Raw genomic sequence first — 19263 nt, 5'->3', positions numbered from 1 at the left:
ATCAGGACGTGCCGACGGACGGCCTGCGGTAGCGCGCCGTCCGCGCGGCCAGCGCCGGCAGGTCGATCTCCACCGGCCAGGGCTGCTCCGTGCGGAACACCCCGGACGTGTAATGCGTCGCGTAGCGGTATTTGCCGCCCTCCAGCACCAGTTCCGCGAGTGCGATGGCATCGGCGTCGGGATCCGGCACGACCACCCAGTAGAACGGGACCCCGGCTCGCGCGTACAACACGCGCTTGACCTCGGTGTCCCGTAGCGCCGACGTCGGCGACACGACCTCCACCACCAACTGCACCCCGTCGACCGGGAACGGCGAATCGTCGATGTGGGCTGCGGGCAGCACCACGATGTCCGGGCGGGGCTCGTTGTGATCATCGATGGCGACGGACTGGTCGGTGCTCACCACGTAGCCGTCGCCGGGGTCGGCATCCTCGATCAGTTGCGCGATCCAGCGCGCGATCATGTTGTGGGCGCTGGTGGCGGAGGGGGACATGACGATGCTCCCGTCGAGCAGCTCGTACCGCGGGCCGACTTCCGGGAGGGTGTGCAGATCGGCGACGGTGTAACCGCGCACGCCTGGGCGCAGCTGCGCGAGCTTGGCGACGGCAGCACTCATCGCGTCCCCTTCGGAAGTCGTGGGAGCCACGGTTGAAGGCTACCGTGACGGCTCACGATAGAAGGTTTCGCTGATAGAAGGTTTCCCTGCTTACCGTTCACTCACGGCAGGCGGCCGGCTTCGACCAGCTTCGCGAAGCGCTTCAGGGCCTGTTTGAGGCTGACCTTGGACCCGGGCCAGAGCAGGGGCCAGGCCAGCCGTCCCGCGACGCCGCCGGGCAGGTGGAACCACTCGTGCCAGACCACCTGAGTACGGTCGCCGCCCATCGGGGTGCACCGCATGACACCCGGGCCCCGCAGCACCTTGCCCTGGTGGACGACTCGCACCTCGTAGGGCGGGTCCACTTTGACCACCCGCATCTCGTCGCGCAGCACGGCCGGACCGGCCACGGTGATCGCCTCGATCACGGTGCCCTCGCCGCCGTCGCCCTCGAGCACCCGCACCTTGGTCAGCGGGATCCAGTCGCTCTGCCGCTCCCACGCCATGAACGCGGCGAACACCCGCTCGGCCGGCGCGGCCACGATGATCGTCGCGGTGACCTCTCCGGCGCCGGGGGTGGTGGGATCGTCTGCCGTCACCGCCGGACCGGCTCGCCGGCCGACGCCTCGTCCACCTCGGCGGGCACCGGGTCGGTCTCGTGGTCGGCCTCGTCGACCGGCTGCTCGCCGGCCTCGGCGTCGATCACGGCCGGGTCGGCCGCTTCGGCGTCCTCGGCGGGGGTCTCGTCGGCGGCGTCCACCGGCTCGTCGGCCGCGGCACCGGAGGTGATCACGCCCAGCGCGCTGGCACGGGCGCGGGCGAGGGTGTCGGCGTCCTCGACGCGACCCTCGCGCAGCGCGGTGACCTCGGCTTCGAGCACCTGGATCAGCTCGCTCTTGTAACCGATGTCGTACGCCAGCCGGCGCAGCGTCTGATCGACCTGCGCCATCCGGTATCCGCGCCAGGTCGGGTCGAACGTCACCCGGGACACGTCGCCCTCGACGAGCGGGCGGTCGGCGGGCAACGGAGTGGCTCGCTCGTCCGGCTCGGCCGGCGCGAGGCCCGGGTCACCCCCGGTGACCAGCGTCATCACCCCGAACACCACGGCGCCCACGGTGAGCGCGACGACGATCAGCAGCAGCAGGTTGCCCATGCCCACGATCGTGGCACGAGTGGCGCTCCAGCGCGACCCTGCCACCCGAGCTGTCCGGCCCGTGGCACGGGAACCGTCCGGCTCATTACCACGCGGTAACTCGGCGTTCAGCCGACCGGGCGCGGGGTGCGCGACGCGGTCACAGCCAGCGCAACGCGTTCTTCCGCCACGCGTAGAGCAGGCCCAATGCCAGCACGGCGACGAAAACGGCCATCTCCAGGACCACCGCCATGCCCGATCGGGCATAGACGACCGCCCACGGGAACAGGAAGACCGCCTCGACCGCGAACAGCACATACAGGTACGCGTAGACGTAGTAACGAATCTGCATCTGCGCCCAGCCGCCCTCGACCGGGTCGAGACCGCACTCGTACGTGTCGAGTTTGCCCTCGGCCGCGTTGGGTCGCGACGGGCGCAGCAGCCGGTTGGCCGCGTACGCCCCTCCGATGATCAGCACACCGACCAGCAGCAGCAACGCCACCGTCGCGTACGCGTCGAGGTAACCGTTCACGACCGCAGCCTAACGGCTGGCGATGAACGCCGGGGATTTCGTGCAACCGCACGGCGGGCCATCGTGTGTGACCCTGCATGACGATGTCCGTCCCGCCCCCGCCACGACCGGCGGCGCTGTCGGCCCCCGCGTCGCGCGCCGCGGCCCGGCGTGCCCTCGACGCCACCGACTTCGACGCGTTCTACCAGGCGAACTACGCAGGCACCGTAGCGGTGGCGTTCGGTCTGACCGGTGACCGGGAGCAGGCGCAGGATCTGGCCCAGGAGGCGTACTGCCGGGCCTGGCAGCGCTGGGCTGAGATCTCCCGCTACGACAACCCGCCCGCGTGGGTGTACCGGGTGACCGTCAACCTGGCCCGGTCCCGCTGGCGCAATCTGAGGGTGGCTGCGGCGCACCTGGTGCGCCAGCGCCCCGCTGACGTGCCCGCGGCCGGCCCGGAGCACGTGGCGCTGGTGACCGCGCTGCGCGCGCTGCCGATGGACCAGCGCCAGGCGATCGTGCTGCACCATCTCGTCGACCTGCCGGTGAGCGAGGTGGCGCGGGAGATGGGCGTGCCCGCCGGGACGGTCAAGTCCTGGCTGCACCGCGGCCGCACCGAGCTGGCGGCGCTGCTCGGCGAGCACGCCCACGGCGACGGCGGGCGCGTCGCGCCGCAGGACGTGCGCCGGCGGGGCGACCGGCGGCGGCAGCTGCGCCGCGGTGGGCTGGCCGCCGCGACCGCGGCGATCTGCGCGCTGGTGGCCGTGTTCGCGCTGCAGGCGGTCCGGGCGGACCGGACGCCGCCGCCCCCCGCGCAGTCCCCGAGCCCCAGCCCCGCCGCCCTGCCCAGCGCGCCGCCGCCGAGCCCCGCGCCGATCGCCGTCATCTCGGCGGACGACCCGATCCGCGGCGTCGACTGGCGGGGCGCCGTGATCACCGTGCCGCCCGCCCCTGGCTGCCCGGCCGGGCGGCTGACCTTCCGGACGGCCACCGACGAGGGGTCGCCATGGGTCACCAGCGGCAGCGGCTTCCCACAGCTGCGCTTCGACCCCGTCGACGTCACCCACGTCGACCTCACCGGGGACGGCCGGGCCGAGGCGGTGCTGCGGACCGGCTGCATGTCCGACAACGAGACCAGCGGCGACGGAGGGTCGCAACTGCTGGTGGTGACCCGCGAGGCGGACGGCACGCTGCGCGGGCTGGGCTGGGCCGGGGAGCGCGGCGCGTTCTACCCCGCCGTCTGGGCCGGGGACCAGGTCGTCTATCTCGAGATGCAGCCGTGGCACGGCGGCCCGCAGGACTACCGGATCGGCATGGTCTACGGCTACGGCTGGAACGGGCGGGCGATCGTGCCGGTGGACGTGTCGGCCGCGTACCCGCCGGTGGCGCCGACCGTGGAGGGGCGCCGCCTGGACCTGACCGGGCTGGCCGACGAGCTGGCCTGTGCCGGCCTGCCCGCGCCCGCGGGTCCGGTCCGGCCGGTGTTCGACGCCGACGGCGTGGCCGAGGATGGCGACCGCGAGTGGGCGCTGGTCCCGGGCGCTCCGTCGAACGGCCCGCACCTGGCGCGCCTCGACCCGGACCGGCGGCCCTACCTGGTGCTGCTGCTGGCGTGCGCCGCCGACGGCGCGCTCGACTCCACGAACCTGCGGGTCGGCCACAACCTGGTGGTCTTCGACCTGGCGCCGGACGGATGGTTCGCGGTCGCCCGCGTGCCCACGCCCGCGGAGCGCACCATCGGCTCCTGGTACCTGGCGCCCGGCGGGCTCATGGTGGGCACGTTCCCGGCGGGCGGAGGCGAGGGCGGCGACGTGATGTACCGCTGGAATGGCACATCGTTCGCCGAATAGCCGATGGAATGCCACTCTGTGGGACAGACCAGTGATATGCGCGACCCGTCCTCAGAATTGCTGTCGTGTTTATCACGTTACGCATGGTTTCGCTGGGGGGCCGTGTCAACGCTATTCCCTACCGCCGACGTAGGCTGACCTTAATCGAGACGTAACAGCACACCACCCCAGCAGGAGGTCGCGTCCAGTGGCCGAACATCGTGAGGGCGCCGGGCAGGCCGGTCAGCTCAGCGAGCACGGGCATCCCGCCAAGGAGATCCATCAGCTCGACCGGGTGGTGATCCGCTTCGCGGGTGACTCGGGCGACGGCATGCAGCTCACCGGCGACAGATTCACGTCGGAGACCGCCCAGCTCGGCAACGACATCTCGACGTTGCCGAACTTCCCGGCGGAGATCCGTGCTCCCGCAGGCACGCTGCCCGGCGTGTCGAGCTTCCAGGTCGCGTTCGCCGACTACGACATCCTCACGCCCGGCGACGCGCCGAACGTGCTGGTGGCGATGAATCCGGCGGCGCTCAAGGCGAACATCGCCGACCTGCCCAAGGGCGGCACGATCATCGTCAACACCGACGAGTTCACCAAGCGCAACCTGGCCAAGGTCGGCTACGAGGCCAACCCGCTGGAGGACGACTCGCTCGCGGGCTGGGACGTGCACAAGGTCGGGCTGACCAGCATGACCGTGGGTGCGCTGGCGGAGCTCCCGGTGAGCAAGAAGGACGCCGAGCGCGCCAAGAACATGTTCGCGCTGGGCCTGCTGAGCTGGCTCTACTCGCGGCCGCACGAGTCCACCATGGCATTCCTGGAGAAGAAGTTCGCGGCCCGCCCCGAGCTGGTCGCCGCGAACAAGGCCGCCTTCAACGCGGGCTGGAACTTCGGTGAGACCACCGAGGGCTTCGCGGTGCGCTACGAGGTGCCGCCGGCGCAGATGGCCCCGGGCAACTACCGCAACATCACCGGCAACACCGCGCTCGCCCTGGGCCTGGTCGCCGCCGGTGTGAAGGCGCAGCTGCCGGTGCTGCTGGGCGCGTACCCGATCACCCCGGCGTCGGACATCCTGCACGAGCTGAGCAAGCACAAGAAGCTCGGCGTGACCACGGTGCAGGCCGAGGACGAGATCGCCGCGATCGGCGTGGCGCTGGGCGCGGCGTACGGCGGCGCGCTGGGCATCACCACCACCAGCGGCCCCGGTGTCGCGCTCAAGGGCGAGACCATCTCGCTCGCGGTCGCGCTGGAGCTGCCCCTGGTGATCGTCGACGTGCAGCGGGCCGGGCCGTCGACGGGCCTGCCGACCAAGACCGAGCAGGCCGACCTGAACATGGCGCTGTTCGGCCGGCACGGCGAGGCGCCCGTCGCGGTGGTGGCGGCCCAGTCCCCGGTGGACTGCTTCCACGCCGCGATCGAGGCCTGCCGGATCGCGCTGAAGTACCGCACCCCGGTCATCCTGCTGTCGGACGGCTACGTCGCCAACGGCTCCGAGCCGTGGCTGCTGCCGGAGATCAGCGAGCTGCCCGACCTGCGGGTCGAGTATGCGACCGGTCCGAACGGCGACGACGGCAAGTTCTACCCGTACCTGCGCGACCCGGAGACGATGGCGCGGCCGTGGGCCGTGCCGGGCACGCCGGGGCTGGAGCACCGCATCGGCGGCCTGGAGAAGGCCGACAAGACCGGTGACATCTCCTACGACCCGGCCAACCACGACTTCATGGTGCGCACCCGGGCCGCCCGCATCGAGGCGATCGACGTGCCGGACATCGCGGTCGAGGACCCGTCGGGCGAGGCGAAGGTGCTGGTGCTGGGCTGGGGCTCGACGTACGGCCCGATCGGGGCGGCGTCGCGGGCGCTGCGCCAGCGCGGGGTGAACGTGGCGCAGGCTCACCTGCGGCACCTGAGCCCGCTGCCGAAGAACCTGGGCGAGGTGCTGGCGTCGTACGACAAGGTGGTCATCCCCGAGATGAACCTGGGCCAGCTGGCCCACGTGATCCGGGCGCGCTTCCTGATCGACGTCGTCGGCTACAACCAGGTGCGTGGGCTTCCCTTCACCTCCACCCAGCTGGAGACCATGCTCGAGGAAGTGATCAAGAATGTCTAACGCGCTGCCGGTCCAGCTGTCGGCGAAGGACTTCAAGTCCGACCAGGAGGTGCGCTGGTGCCCGGGTTGCGGTGACTACGCGATCCTGGCCGCGATGCAGACCTTCCTGCCCGAGCTGGGCATCCCTCGCGAGCGCACGGTCTTCGTCTCGGGCATCGGCTGCTCCTCGCGCTTCCCGTACTACCTGAACACGTACGGCATGCACTCGATCCACGGCCGGGCCCCGGCGATCGCCACCGGCCTGTCGGTGTCGCGCCCGGACCTGACCGTGTGGGTGGTGACCGGTGACGGCGACGCGCTGTCCATCGGCGGCAACCACCTGATCCACGCGCTGCGCCGCAACGTGAACATCAAGATCCTGCTGTTCAACAACAAGATCTACGGTCTGACCAAGGGCCAGTACTCGCCCACCAGCGAGATCGGCAAGGTCACCAAGTCCACGCCGACCGGCTCGTCGGACGCGCCGTTCAACCCGATCTCGCTGGCGCTGGGCGCGGAAGCCTCCTTCGTCGCCCGCACCATCGACTCCGACCGCAAGCACCTGCAGTCGGTGCTGCGCCAGGCGGCCGAGCACCAGGGTTCGGCGTTCGTGGAGATCTACCAGAACTGCAACATCTTCAACGACGGCGCGTTCGAGGTGCTCAAGGACCCGGAGACGCGCGACGCCTACCTGATCCGGCTGGAGCACGGGCAGCCGATCACGTTCGGCAAGGACGGCTCGCACGTGGTCACCCACCCGGCGGGCAGTTTCGGGCTGGCCGTGAGCGAGGCCGACCAGGTCGACGCGGGCGAGGTGCTCACGCACGACGCCCACGCCGAGGACCCGGCGTACGCGTTCGCGCTGTCCCGGCTGGCCGGGCCGGACCTCCGGCACACCCCGGTGGGCGTGTTCCGCTCGGTGCGCCGCCCGTCCTACGACGAGCTGGTGCGCAACCAGCTCGACGCGGCGAAGGCGAAGGCCGGCGAGCCCGAGGCGGATCTGGCCGCGCTGCTCAACTCCGGCGACACCTGGACGATCCTGTAGCCGTCGGCTGACACAGGAAAGCGCCGCCCGTGACCAGCCGGTCGCGGGCGGCGCTGCATGTGCCGGGGGTCAGGCCTTCGGCTCGGTCTTGGTCTCCAGTTGGCCGCGCTCGCCGGCGAACTTCGCCTTCACGTCGGCGACCTTCTTGTCGAAGTACATGATCGAACCGACGCTGCCGGCGTCGATCCACACGCAGACGGCCATCGGCGTGTTGTCCGACGTCATCCCGGCGCACTTGGCCAGGCCGCCGAGCGGCCCGGCGGGCACGTCCACCCACGGCTCGGTCACCTTGGAGTCGCCGACCACCGCCTTGGTGAACCCGTCCATCTCCTTCTCCTGGTTCAGCACCGGCACCGCCGCGGCGAACGCCATGACCATGTTCTTGGTCTTCACGTCCCCGTAGAAGGCCGAGACGGTGGCGGTCACCCCGAGCTCGTCGCTGGTCATCTGGGTGCCCAGCTCCTTGGCGGCTTTCACCAGATCGGGCGAGGTGTTCTTCAACCGCCCGCCGAGCTGGGTCGGCTCCTTCACCGTGATCGTCGCGGCGGTCTCGACCGTCTTCTCGACGTCGTCGACGACTCCGCTGAGGAAGTAGTACGCCCCGCCGGCGCCGCCGCCGCACAGCACCAGCAGCACCACCAGCGTGATCCACAGGCCCTTGCGGGACTTCTTGTACGGCGGGTCCGGGTCGTGGCGGCGCTTGCTGCGCGGTTCGTGCCCGGCGAACGGGTCGTCGTCGACGCTCACGTCGCCCAGGAAGCCGCCCTGCTGCGGGTAGCCGCCCTGGTAACCGCCCTGGCCGGCGGGCTGGCCGTACGCCGCGGGCTGGCCGTAGGCCTGCTGGGGGTACCCGCCCTGCTGCTGGCCGCCGTAGCCGCCCTGGGCGTGGCCGCCTTGCGAGCCGTAGCCGCCCTGGCCGGGCTGTGCACCGTACCCACCCTGCTGTGGATATCCGCCCTGGCCGTATCCACCCTGCTGTGGGTAACCATCACCATGCTGTGGGTAACCGCCGTCCTGGCGACCATGGCCACCCTGCTGTGGATAACCACCCTGAGCACCCGGCGCGTCCTGCTGCGAATAGCCCCCTGCCTGCGGATATCCACCCTGTGAGGGGTATCCGGCGCGTCCTTGCTGGGGGTGTCCGCCCGAGTTTCCACCGGGCCCGCCGTATCCGCCGTCCTGTGGATAACCTCCCGCCGGTGGATAACCCGGCTGCTGTGGATAACCACTGTTCTGCTGGGGATAGCCGTATTGCTGGGGATAAGTTCCATTGGCGCCGGAGGTCGGCGCAGCCGGCTGTCGGCCGCGCCCGTCGTCCTCCACCGGCCGCCGCCACGGTTCCGTCGGGTGGTCCTCCGGCTCGTCGCGGCGCGAACCGTAGTCGGAGTAGGACATTGTCAGCTCCCCACCTGTGGCCGGCGACACCGTGCCACCGTCCGCCAGATGGTAGCGGCAGATGAGAAGTGCTCGGGAACCGTACCTATAGAGACTCTTGCGTTCTTGGCTGGATGGTGAAAGTTTTCTTCGGACTGCACATTGCCAATGGAGGAATTCTCATGCGCATGAGACTGATCGCGGCCGCGGCCGCGACAGCGCTGCTCGGCGCGCTGCTGGTGCCCGGCGGCGCGCAGGCCGACCCGCTGTCCGCAGCGCAAGCGGCCTCGCCGGACACGACGGAGTGCACGCTCAACCCCGCACTGCCCAAGCGCGAGCTGCGGGCGATGTGGATCGCCAGCGTGGTGAACATCGACTGGCCGAGCGCTCCCGGCAAGGCCGAGGAGGAGCTCAAGGCCGAGTACCGCGGCTGGCTCGACCTCGCTGCGCGGCTCAACCACAACGCTGTCGTGGTGCAGATCCGGCCGACCGCGGACGCGTTCTGGCCCTCGCCCTACGAGCCCTGGTCGGAGTGGCTGACCGGCAAGCGCGACAACGTCGGGCCGGGCTGGGACCCGCTGGCCTTCCTGGTCGCCGAGTCGCACGCCCGCAACCTGGAGTTCCACGCCTGGTTCAACCCGTACCGCATCTCCATGCCGACCAGCGCCACCGGCATGGGCGCGGGCACCGACGTCAACAACCTCGCGCCCGGCCACCCGGCCCGCGAGCACCCCGAGTGGGCGGTCGCCTACCCGCTCAACGCGGCCGGCAGCCGGCTCTACTACAACCCGGGCATCCCGGAGGTACGCGAGTACGTGCAGGACGCGATGATGCACGCGGTCGAGAACTACGACATCGACGGCGTGCACTTCGACGACTACTTCTACCCGTACCCGGCGGCCGGGCAGGACTTCGGCGACCAGGCCACGTTCGAGCAGTACGGGGCCGGCTTCGCGAGCAAGGCCGACTGGCGGCGCAACAACATCGACCTGCTGGTGCACGAGATGAGCGGGCGCATCAAGGCCGCCAAGCCGTGGGTGAAGTTCGGCGTCAGCCCGTTCGGCATCTGGCGCAACAAGGCCGCCGACCCGCTGGGCTCGGAGACCAACGGCACCCAGTCCTACGACGCCAACTTCGCCGACACCCGCAAGTGGGTCAAGGAGGGGTGGCTGGACTACATCGTGCCGCAGATCTACTGGAACATCGGGCTGGCCGTGGCCGACTACGCCAAGCTCGTCCCGTGGTGGTCCGACGTGGTCGCCGGCACGAACACGCAGCTCTACATCGGGCAGGCCGACTACAAGATCGCTACCGCGGGCCAGCCCGCGGCATGGTTCGACCCGGCCGAGATGAGCAGGCACCTCACCTTCAACCGCGACTACAACGTGTCCGGCAACGTGCACTTCAGCGCGGTGCAGGTGCGGGCCAACCGGATCGGCGCCACCGACCTGTACGCGGCCGACCACTACAGCAAGCCGGCCCTGGTGCCGACCATGTCGCACCTGCCCAGCAAGCCGCTGCTGTTCCCGGTCGTCACCAAGGCCGAGCGCGGCGACGCCGGCGTGGCGCTGAAGTGGCAGCCGCTGGCCGACGGAGCCGGCCCGTTCGGCACGGCCACCTCGTACGCGGTCTACCGCCTCGACGGGCTGCGGATCCTGCCGAGCGGCTGCGACTTCGCCGACGCGACGAACCTGATCGCGACGACCCGCGGCACGACGTTCACCGACACGACGGCGGTGGCCGGGCAGCGCTACACCTACTTCGTCACCTCGCTGGACCGGCTCTACAACGAGAGCCTGCCCAGCCCGGCCCGCTACGTCCCCTGATCCGGGGGTGAGCACGCGCCCCCTCGCGTGCTCCGACGGGAAGGGCGCCCACCGTGATCCGGTGGGCGCCCTTCTCCCTGTCAGAGGTGCAGCTCCGGGTCCAGGCCGACGGCCTGCCACAGCTCGGCCAGGAGCAGCGGCTGCTTCTCCGGGTGCCCGACGAAGAAGTCGGTCCCGTCCGGCTTCACCACCTCCACCACCACATCGTTCGCCTGCACCATGACGCCCGGCGATGTCGCCGGCACCCCCTCGCCGCCGGGCGTTTTGCCGGCCAGCTCGGGCCGCTGCTCCGGTTGCTCGCCCGGCGGGTCGATGACGGGAACGCGGCCGACGTGGATGCGCACGGACGCGGTGACGTCCCCGACGGTGATCTGCCCCAGCCAGTCGAAGTTCTGCTCGCGCAGCTGGTGCAGCGGGGAGTCGGCGGGGCAGGCGGTGTCGAAGGTCGCGGCGTCGTAGGGCACGAGCCGTGCGGACGGCACCGCGTCCGGCTGGCACTGGTGCATCTGCCGCTGCAGCGTCTCCAGCCCGGTCGCCCCGGGGGCCTCCCGGGAGATCGCCGTCTTGAGGACCGCCAGCAGCCGCTGAGCCGTCTGGTCGGGCGTCTCCGCGGTCGTGGACGCCGCCACCGAAGCCACGGCGGGCACCTGCGGCCCTGCGCCCGGCGCGCCGAGCAGGCTCACCGCGGACAGCGCCGCGACCGCCGACAGCGCCAGCCCGCCCGTGGCCGCGGCGAGCCGGCGGCCCCGCTGCGCGCGCCGCCCCCGCACGACCAGATCGTCGACGTCGATGGCCGTACGCGGGGCGGTGCCCACGTACTCCTCCATGGTGTTGCGGTAATCGTTCATCGCCATTCCTCTGCATTCGCCTCGGTCGCCAGGCCACGCAGGGTCTCGAGCCCCCGAGCCGACTGGCTCTTCACGGTTCCCTCGGAGATGCCGAGCAGACCCGCGGTCTGCTCGACCGACAGGTCGCAGTAGAAGCGCAGCACCACCACCGCCCGCTGACGCGGACCCAGCCCGCGCAGCAGCCGGCCGATGGCACCGCGGTCACCGGGCTCCACCGGCGCGGCCACGGCCTCGGGCAGGTCCGCCTCCGGCCGTTCCCGGCGCCACGGCCGACGCCGCTCGTCCAGCCAGGCGTTGGTGAGCATGCCGCGCACGTAGGCGTCCACGTTGTCCGCCCGGCGGACCCGTGACCAGGACCGGTACAGCTTCAGCAGCACCGTCGACACCAGGTCGTCGGCGGCGTGCCAGTCGTGGCACAGCAGGAACGCGATGCGCCGCAGGCTCTCCAGCCGTGCCGCCACGTACTCCCGGTACTCCGGTTCGTCCTCGCGCTTCACGTAGTCCCTTCCCGTCGTCTCCGGCCAGGGGACGTAAGGCATGTGCAGCGGGGTTGCATGTCCTTGCAGCGCCGGAAAAATCAACACTTCCGAAACATGGCCGCAACGACTACATTCAGCTCCACCGATGCTCCATCCCCGCATCGGCCGACCGGCTCGTTGAACCCCTGACGAACCCTATTCGCCGAGGTGAAGCCATGTCACGCCTGCGCCTGCTGCTCGCCCCCGCGGCCGCGGTGATCGCCGTTCTCGCGATCGCCGCACCGGCTCAGGCGGTGACCCCCGCCGAGAAGCTGTCCGTCATGTCCAGCTGGTCGCAGACCAGCGTCGGCAGCTACAACGCCTGGAACAGCGGCCGGCAGAACCAGGGCGCGTGGGCGGCGTACGCCTTCGACTGGAGCACCGACTACTGCTCCACCAGCCCGGACAACCCGCTCGGCTTCGACTTCAAGCTGTCCTGCTACCGCCACGACTTCAACTACCGCAACTACAAGGCGATGGGCCAGTTCTCCGCGAACAAGGCCCGGCTGGACAGCGCGTTCTACGAGGACCTCAAGCGCAAGTGCGCGACGTACAACGCCGTCGTACGACCCGCCTGCACGAGCCTCGCCTGGACCTACTACCAGGCCGTCAAGGCCTTCGGCAGCGTCGGCGCCGTGAGCCAGGCCGACATCGCCAAGGCGCAGAAGCTGAAGGACGACGCTCTGCGCGCCGCCGCCGAGAACAACTGACGCCCGCCCCCGCGGTTCCTGCGCAGGCTTCCCGATCCGTCTCCGGGAAGGCTGCGCAGGACTGCGTTCGGGGCCGGCTCAGGAGCCGCTGGGCAGCTCGGCGAAGCGGCTGGAGTCCACCGCGAGATCCGGGTGCTCCACCGCCAGCGCCAGCGAGGCCGTCTCCCCCAGCGACAGCGCCGCCCCGCGGGCGTACGCCTCGTCGAAGACCGCATCCCCCAGCGCTACCCGGGCCGCCTCCTGCTGCGCCGTCCAGAACGGCGCGAAGATGCCCGGACCGCAGTGCAGCCGCACGGTCGTCGACTCGGCCGCGCCGAACAGCGTCGCCGCCGTCATCGCGTCCCCGCCCTGCACACACCGTGCCGCCATCGCCTTGACGGCCACACAGGCCCGCCCGTGGAAGCCGTACGCCATCCGCGAGCGCAGCGCCACGGTCAGGTGCTCGTGCGCGGCCACCAGGTCGCCCCGGCGCAGCGCCACCATGCCCAGCAGCAGGTCCAGGGTGCGCCGCCCGCGCTCGGCCGGGCGCAGCTGCTCCAGTTGGCGGGAGGCGGCCAGCAGCGTGGCGGCCTCGTCCAGCGCGCCGCGCAGCCACAGCAGCTCGGCCAGGTTGCACACCGCGAACAGCGCGTCCGGCGCGACCTCGTAGCGGGTCGCCCAGGCGAGCACCTCACGGCAGGCCTGCTCGGCGTCGTCGGGCTGGCCCGCGTCGCGCAGCGCGCCCGAGCGCCCGGCCAGCACGCGCGCCAGCAGGCCCGGGTCGCCCGCGCGGCGGCCCGCGGCCTCGGCGCGGCGGCTGAACCGCAGCTCCTCGACGAACTCGCCGTCGACGGCGGCGTGGCCCGAGTGCGCGTGATAGGCGCGGGCCAGTTCGGCGTCGGGCACCTGCTCACCGGTCTCGGACAGGCGCGCGTACAGCCGGAACAGCCACAGCCGGCCCTCCCGGGCCAGGCCCCGCTCGCGCCACCACTGATCCAGCCCGCAGGAGATCTGCAGCCCGGAGCGGGCGCTGCCGCCGGTGCCGCACCAGCGCAGCGCGGCGCGCAGCTCCGCGGCGAACGGGTCGATCGAGTACAGCGACAGGGTCACCGGCTGCCCGTCCGGGCCCCGCCCGACCGCCTGCAGCGCGCGCAGCGCCCAGGCCACGTGCCGGTCCCGGGCCGCCGCCTCCTCGCCGTGCGCGGCCAGGCGCCGGGCGGCGTACCCCCGGATCGGGTCGAGCATCCGGTAGGTCGTGCCGTGCGCGCCCGGCTCGGCCTGCACCAGCGACTTGTCCACCAGCACGGTGAGCGGGCCGAGCGGGTCGCCGTCCATCAGCCACTCCACCCCGGCCAGGCTGACCGGCCCGGCGAAGACCGACAGCCAGCGCAGCAGGCGTGCCGCGTCGTCCGGCAGGGTGCGGTAGGACCAGGTCACGGTGGCCTGCATGGTGGCGTGCCGGGCGTGCGCGCCCGAATGCGGCCCGCCCGCGTCCAGGGCCCGCAGCGGGTCGCTCTCCTCCGCGGTCAGTTCGGCGTGCAGCCGGGCCGCCAGCTCGCCGCCGGACAGCACCCGCAACCGGGCCGCGGCCAGCTCGATGGCCAGCGGCAGCCCGTCCAGGCGGGCCGCCACCCGGGCCAGGTCAGCCAGCTCCGCCGGCTCGACCGCGCGGCCGCCCCGGGCCGCCGCGGTGCGCTCGGCCAGCAGCGTCACCGCGTCGCTGACGGCGCCGCCCGCGGCGGGCGACAGCGACAGCGGCGGGATGCGCCAGACCAGCTCGCCCGCGATGCCCAGCGGCTCCCGGCTGGTGGCCAGCACGGTCACCTCACGCGCACCTGCCAGCAGCTGTGCCACCAGCGGCGCGACGACGCCCACCTGCGCCTCGCAGGTGTCCAGCAGCAGCATCAGCCGCCGGGTCGAGGTGTGCTCGACGAGCGTCTCGACGACCGGGCGGCCCGGCTCCGGGCGCAGGCCCAGCACCGTGGCGACGGTGAACGCCAGCAGGCCGGGGTCGGTGACACCGGCGACGTCGACGCTCCAGATGCCATCCGGATAGGACTCGACGAGGTCGTGCGCGACGGCCACGGCCAGCCGCGACTTGCCCGCGCCGCCCGCGCCGACCACGGTCACCAGCCGGTGCGCCGACAGCAGTTCGGCCAGTTCGGCGCGCTCCGGGTGCCGTCCCACGAACGAGGTCAGCGGGCTGGGCAGGTTGTGCGGCGCGGTGCGCTCGGTGCGCGGGCGCGGGAAGTGCTGCTCCAGTTCGGGCGCCACGAGCTGGAACAGGCGCTCGCGGCCGTCGAAGCCGCGCAGCCGGTGCAGCCCCAGGTCCAGCAGCCAGGCCTGGTCCGGCAGCGCGGCGGCCTCGGCGGTCGACGCCGACAGCAGGATCTGCCCGCCGTGCGCCGCCGCGGCGACCCGGGCGGCGCGGTGCACCTCGGGGCTGGCGTACTCGCCGCCGTGCGGCTGGGCGAGTCCGGTGTGGAGGCCCATCCGGACCTTGGGCTGCGCCTGCGGATCCGACCAGGTGTGCGCCTCCAGCGCCCGCTGCGCGCAGGCGCACGCCGCCACCGCGGTCGAGGCGTCGGCGAAGGCGAAGAAGTAGGAGTCGCCCTCGGTGAACAGCTCCACGCCACCGGCCGCCGCGAGCACGGCACGCAGCACCCGCCGGTGCTCGTGGAGCACCGGCCGGTAGCCGTCACCGAGCATCTGGGCCAGTCGGGTCGAGCCCTCGATGTCGGTGAACAAGAACGTCACCTGCCCACGAGGCAGATGTGTACGCTGCTGCACGCGCGGATAACCTCCGCCCCCCTGGAAGTCGCGGTTCATGCTGCCGTACCCCCACCTGCACAGGACATCGTGAGAACGGGTTGATCGAGCCATCCGAGGTGTCACCACCTACGACGATGAAGACGATCAGTGCCGTGTCGAGCTGCCAACCGTCGTAACGACGACACCGCAGGGCGGATGTGGGCCGTCAGGTCACAACCGGATCACCCATGCCGCCTCGACGGACAGCACGTGCGCACGACAACGCGGCGCGGGCGAGGCATACTCGACGCGTGCGGGACGGGGAGGACACCACGGAAGCGGCGGCACGGGCTGAGAAGCCGGCCGCCGACGATGCTGCGAGCGCGACGGCGTCGCGGGACGCGGAAACCGTTGCCGCGGCAGCGGCTGACGCCGACGGCGACACCGCGACCGGGCCGCAGACCGTTCCCGCGCCTGACGACGCGAGCAAGCCGGTGACGACGGACGAGCCGGAGACCAGGGCTGAGCCGGAAACGACGGACAAGCCGGAAACGACGGCCGTGCCGGGCGGCGATCCCGCACCGGCAGGCGACGCCACGGCTGCGGTCTCGGTCGGCGCGGCGATGGTGCGGCTGCGTTCCGCGGCGATGGACGCGGGCCGCGTGGTCTGGCGGCAGTCACGCCGACCGGTCGGCAGGCTCACCACCACCGGCGTCACCATCGTCATGCTGGTCGCCGCGGCAGGCGCGTCCGGCGCCCTGCTGATCCCGGCGCTGGTCGGCGCGAAGGCGGCACCCGCCCCCTCGCCGTCGGTGTCCGGCGCCCCGGCGCCCGAGAGCGCGCCGCCCAGCCCCACCGTCGAACCGGCGCCCACGGCCATCGCCTCGCCCAGCCCGGTGGCCCGGCCGGCCGCGGCGTTCCACCGCTGGGCCGAGGCCACCTCGCCCAAGGTGAGCGTGCCGGTGACGGCCCTGGAGGCGTATGCGTACGCCGAATGGGTGGTGACGTCGACGCGCCCGTCGTGCAAGCTGCGGTGGACCACCCTCGCCGCGATCGGCAAGATCGAGTCTGATCACGGCCGCACCAAGGGCGCGAAGCTGGGCGACGACGCGAAGGCGCTGCCGCCGATCGTCGGGCCCGCCCTGGACGGCACCAAGAACACCAAGAAGATCAACGACACCGACGCGGGTCGGCTCGACTTCGACAAGAAGTGGGACCACGCGGTCGGCCCCATGCAGTTCATCCCGGCGACGTGGACGACCTACGGAGTGGACGCCGACAACGACCAGCTGATCGACCCGCACGATCTCGACGACTCGGCGCTGGCGGCGGCGTACTACCTGTGCGCGCCGAACAAGGACCTGACCGTCGTGGCCAACTGGAAATCGGTGGTGCTGTCATACAACAACGTCGGGGTGTACCTGCAGAAGGTGTACGACACCGCGCAGGCGTACGGTCGTAGCAGTCAGGCCTGATCAACCGGACGTCTCGCACAGTTCAGCGAAACGGCCCATAACACTACCGTCCGCCACTACCTTCATCGTTGATCGCCACTCAGCGTAATGGTTTGCATACGATGACAGGTGGGACCCTTCCGTTTCGGGGGCGCAGTGTGCAAGCTGGACAAGTGAAGGTGCGCGAATGGGATCCCCGTACCGCCGCCGCCACTGAGATCACCTCTCTGGTCGCACTCCTCAACGAGGTTTCCGCGGTCGACCTACCTGATGATCCGCTGTGGCAAGACGGCAGGATGCGCGACTACCTGGCGGTCACCATGCCCGGTGAACGCAAGATGATGTGGCTGGTCGAAGAGAACGAGGGCGACGCCGCGCGGGGCGTGGCGCCGCTGGGCGCCGGGAGCATCATCCTGCTGGGCGACATCGGCGTCGTCGAGATCCTGGTCCACCCCAAGGCGCGCCGCCAGAACATCGGCCGTGCGCTGCTGACCGAGCAGGTGCGGGTGGCCATGCGCAAAGGCTTCACCACCCTGGGCGTCGAAGTGGCCGGCGCGACCACCGCCGTCGACTTCTACCAGGCGCACGGCTTCACCCTGGCGTTCACCGAGATCCGCAGCGTGCTGCGGCTCGACACGGTCGACTGGTTCTCCCTCGGCGACCTGGCCGCCGGCGTGGGCGCCGGATACCAGATCGAGTTCTACGCCGACGGCCCTCCCGAGCACCTCATCGAGCCGTACGCGGCCGCCAAGGCCGAGGTGCGCGACGACTACGACCTCGGCGACCTGGACCTGCGCCCGAGCTCCTACGAGCCGGAGCGGCTGCTGGCCAGCCTGCGCACGCTGGCCGCCCGCGGCCTGCAGCTCTACATCGTGGTCGCCGTGCAGGAGAAGACGGGCGACGTCGCCGGGCTCACCGAGGTCGTGGTGCCGGCCCAGCGCCCCGGCCGGGCGGACCAGTACGACACCGTCGTCGTGCCCCGCCACCGCGGCTACGGCGTCGGCCGCGCCATCAAGGCCCGGATGCTGTTCGAGCTGCGCTCGGCCGAGCCGAACCTGACCGAGGTGCAGACCTGGAACGCCGCGGTCAACGAACCCCTCATCAAGGTCAACCAGGAGCTCGGCTTCGTCGCCGACCGCCAGTGGCTGGAATACGAGGGCGACGTCATGGAACTGGCCGCCATGCTCGGCATAAGCTGACCCGATGCCACGCTACGACTTCCGCTGCCGCGCCTGCGGCGACACGTTCGAGGTGAACCGGCCGATGGCGGCCGCGGGTGACCCCGCGCCCTGCCCGGCCGGCCACGGCGACACCGTGAAGCTGCTGACCACCGTGGGCCTCGCCGGCCGCGGCGACGCCATCCCCGCGCCCTCCGGCGGCGGTGGCGGCGGTTGCTGCGGCGGCGGCTGCTGCAGCTGACCTGGCGACGCCGCGCGCCCGCTCCGCCCCGCACCGCGGCGCCCCGTGCCGCAACGCGAAAGATCGCTGTTTCGTGTCACAAGCTGAGGTTCAGCCGCACTTTTTGACACGGAACAGCGATCTTGCCAACGTCTCCACAGCCCGGAGGCCTGCGGCGCGGTCCCGGCGCGGCTAGTAGTCGGCGCGGAGGTGGCGGGCGGCGTCCATGGCCCAGTAGGACAGGATCAGCTGGGCGCCGGCGCGGCGGATGGAGTGCAGCGTCTCCATCATCACCCGGTCGCGGTCGATCCAGCCGTTGGCCGCGGCCGCCTCGACCATCGCGTACTCGCCGCTGACCTGGTAGGCGGCCACGGGCACGTCGACCATGTCGCGGACCGCGGCGATCACGTCGAGGTACGCCAGGGCCGGCTTGACCATGACGATGTCGGCGCCCTCGGCGACGTCGAGCGCCACCTCGCGCAGCGACTCCCGCAGGTTCGCCGGGTCCTGCTGGTAGGTACGCCGGTCGCCGTCCAGCGAGGACTCGACCGCGTCACGGAACGGGCCGTAGAAGGCCGAGGCGTACTTGGCCGCGTACGCCAGGATCGTGGTGTCGCGGTAGCCGGCCTCGTCCAGCGCCCGGCGGACCACGGCGACCTGGCCGTCCATCATCCCGGACGGGCCGACCACGTGCACGCCGGCCGCGGCCTGGGCCACCGCCATGCGGGCGTACGCCGCCAGCGTCGCGTCGTTGTCCACCGAGCCGTCAGGGCGCACCAGGCCGCAGTGGCCGTGCGAGGTGAACTCGTCCAGGCACAGGTCGCTCATCACCACGACGCTGTCGCCGACCTCGGACACGACGTCGCGGATCGCCACGTTGAGGATGCCGGACGGGTCGATGCCGCCGGAGCCGACGGCGTCCTTCTCGGTCGGGATGCCGAACAGCATGACCCCGCCGATGCCGGCCTGGGCCGCCTCGGCGACCGCCTTGCGCAGCGACTCGCGCGAGTGCTGGAGCACGCCGGGCAGGGACTTCACGGGGCGGGGCTCGGCGAGGCCCTCCTTCACGAACAGCGGCAGGATCAGCTCGGCCGGGTGCAGCCGGGTCTCGCTGACCATCCGCCGCATCGCCGCGGTGGTGCGCAGCCGTCGCGGCCGCACGTTCGGGAAGGACATCACGCACTCCCTTGGATCTAAAATCGGC

General features: G+C 71.5%; 18 protein-coding genes. 9 read left to right on the top strand and 9 right to left on the bottom strand.

The features are described from left to right. Window position 1: 1 nt before the first annotated feature. The 4 genes from F6W97_RS30400 to F6W97_RS30385 all read right to left on the bottom strand — a co-directional run bounded on the left by F6W97_RS30400 (window position 2) and on the right by F6W97_RS30385 (window position 2259). Window positions 2–616 (bottom strand): Uma2 family endonuclease, encoded by a 615-nt coding sequence (locus tag F6W97_RS30400; protein ID WP_155374013.1) that lies wholly within the window; start codon window positions 614–616, stop codon window positions 2–4. Window positions 617–717: 101 nt separating this feature from the next. Then, entirely contained in the window at window positions 718–1194 is a 477-nt protein-coding gene (locus tag F6W97_RS30395) for an SRPBCC family protein (RefSeq protein ID WP_155374012.1), read from the bottom strand. After that, the gene (locus F6W97_RS30390; RefSeq protein ID WP_155374011.1) at window positions 1191–1748 is read right to left on the bottom strand and encodes a DivIVA domain-containing protein; all 558 of its coding nucleotides are present in this window, start codon (window positions 1746–1748) and stop codon (window positions 1191–1193) included. Before F6W97_RS30390 ends, F6W97_RS30395 begins: the two co-directional genes overlap by 4 nt. 139 nt (window positions 1749–1887) lie before the next feature. Continuing rightward, window positions 1888–2259: an NADH-quinone oxidoreductase subunit A gene (locus F6W97_RS30385; protein ID WP_155374010.1), complete on the bottom strand. Its 372-nt coding sequence runs from the start codon at window positions 2257–2259 to the stop codon at window positions 1888–1890. Between the two features lie 83 nt (window positions 2260–2342). Between F6W97_RS30385 and F6W97_RS30380 the strand changes: the two genes are divergently transcribed. From F6W97_RS30380 to F6W97_RS30370, 3 genes are all read left to right on the top strand, one after another. Further along, window positions 2343–4088, top strand: coding sequence for a SigE family RNA polymerase sigma factor (locus tag F6W97_RS30380; RefSeq protein WP_155374009.1), 1746 nt, complete (start codon window positions 2343–2345; stop codon window positions 4086–4088). A gap of 256 nt (window positions 4089–4344) precedes the next feature. Continuing rightward, window positions 4345–6177 (top strand): 2-oxoacid:acceptor oxidoreductase subunit alpha, encoded by a 1833-nt coding sequence (locus F6W97_RS30375; RefSeq protein ID WP_155374254.1) that lies wholly within the window; start codon window positions 4345–4347, stop codon window positions 6175–6177. Beyond that, on the top strand, window positions 6170–7201 hold the full coding sequence (locus F6W97_RS30370) for a 2-oxoacid:ferredoxin oxidoreductase subunit beta (protein WP_155374008.1): 1032 nt from the start codon (window positions 6170–6172) through the stop codon (window positions 7199–7201). Before F6W97_RS30375 ends, F6W97_RS30370 begins: the two co-directional genes overlap by 8 nt. Before the next feature lie 69 nt (window positions 7202–7270). On the opposite strand, the gene F6W97_RS30365 is transcribed toward F6W97_RS30370, so the two are convergent. Then, on the bottom strand, window positions 7271–7948 hold the full coding sequence (locus F6W97_RS30365; protein WP_155374007.1) for a hypothetical protein: 678 nt from the start codon (window positions 7946–7948) through the stop codon (window positions 7271–7273). On the opposite strand from F6W97_RS30365, the gene F6W97_RS30360 reads away from it, so the two are divergent. Together F6W97_RS30360 and F6W97_RS30355 are read left to right on the top strand one after the other, a co-directional pair. Continuing rightward, window positions 7916–8311 carry a hypothetical protein gene (locus F6W97_RS30360; protein ID WP_155374006.1) on the top strand — a complete coding sequence of 132 codons (396 nt, stop codon included), beginning with the start codon at window positions 7916–7918 and terminating at the stop codon, window positions 8309–8311. The two genes, F6W97_RS30365 and F6W97_RS30360, sit on opposite strands and share 33 nt — an antisense overlap. A gap of 446 nt (window positions 8312–8757) precedes the next feature. Beyond that, window positions 8758–10401 (top strand): glycoside hydrolase family 10-like protein, encoded by a 1644-nt coding sequence (locus F6W97_RS30355; protein WP_196279399.1) that lies wholly within the window; start codon window positions 8758–8760, stop codon window positions 10399–10401. A gap of 80 nt (window positions 10402–10481) precedes the next feature. On the opposite strand, the gene F6W97_RS30350 is transcribed toward F6W97_RS30355, so the two are convergent. Next, window positions 10482–11249 carry a hypothetical protein gene (locus tag F6W97_RS30350; protein WP_155374004.1) on the bottom strand — a complete coding sequence of 256 codons (768 nt, stop codon included), beginning with the start codon at window positions 11247–11249 and terminating at the stop codon, window positions 10482–10484. Further along, complete coding sequence (locus tag F6W97_RS30345; RefSeq protein ID WP_155374003.1) at window positions 11246–11788, bottom strand: SigE family RNA polymerase sigma factor; 543 nt, start codon at window positions 11786–11788, stop codon at window positions 11246–11248. The genes F6W97_RS30350 and F6W97_RS30345 overlap by 4 nt, the downstream gene beginning before the upstream one ends. A gap of 155 nt (window positions 11789–11943) precedes the next feature. On the opposite strand from F6W97_RS30345, the gene F6W97_RS30340 reads away from it, so the two are divergent. Beyond that, window positions 11944–12477, top strand: a complete 534-nt coding sequence (locus tag F6W97_RS30340) for a phospholipase (protein WP_155374002.1) — start codon at window positions 11944–11946, stop codon at window positions 12475–12477. Between the two features lie 78 nt (window positions 12478–12555). Here the strand turns inward: F6W97_RS30340 and F6W97_RS30335 are convergent, their stop codons facing one another. Next, window positions 12556–15246, bottom strand: coding sequence for an ATP-binding protein (locus F6W97_RS30335; RefSeq protein WP_155374001.1), 2691 nt, complete (start codon window positions 15244–15246; stop codon window positions 12556–12558). Window positions 15247–15518: 272 nt separating this feature from the next. On the opposite strand from F6W97_RS30335, the gene F6W97_RS30330 reads away from it, so the two are divergent. The 3 genes from F6W97_RS30330 (at window position 15519) to F6W97_RS30320 (ending at window position 18080) form a co-directional block, all read left to right on the top strand. After that, entirely contained in the window at window positions 15519–16682 is a 1164-nt protein-coding gene (locus F6W97_RS30330) for a lytic murein transglycosylase (protein ID WP_155374000.1), read from the top strand. Between the two features lie 101 nt (window positions 16683–16783). Further along, window positions 16784–17860, top strand: coding sequence for a GNAT family N-acetyltransferase (locus F6W97_RS30325; RefSeq protein ID WP_155373999.1), 1077 nt, complete (start codon window positions 16784–16786; stop codon window positions 17858–17860). A gap of 4 nt (window positions 17861–17864) precedes the next feature. Then, window positions 17865–18080 carry an FmdB family zinc ribbon protein gene (locus F6W97_RS30320; protein WP_155373998.1) on the top strand — a complete coding sequence of 72 codons (216 nt, stop codon included), beginning with the start codon at window positions 17865–17867 and terminating at the stop codon, window positions 18078–18080. A 171-nt stretch (window positions 18081–18251) separates the two neighbouring features. On the opposite strand, the gene hemB is transcribed toward F6W97_RS30320, so the two are convergent. After that, window positions 18252–19235 carry a porphobilinogen synthase gene (gene hemB / locus F6W97_RS30315; RefSeq protein ID WP_155373997.1) on the bottom strand — a complete coding sequence of 328 codons (984 nt, stop codon included), beginning with the start codon at window positions 19233–19235 and terminating at the stop codon, window positions 18252–18254. Window positions 19236–19263 lie beyond the last annotated feature (28 nt).

This window comes from Catellatospora vulcania (genome assembly GCF_009720385.1).
GTDB classification, from domain to species: Bacteria; Actinomycetota; Actinomycetes; order Mycobacteriales; family Micromonosporaceae; genus Catellatospora; species Catellatospora vulcania.
The sequence above is the reverse complement of the archived record's forward strand: the minus strand, read 5'-3'. Positions and strand labels throughout refer to the sequence as shown.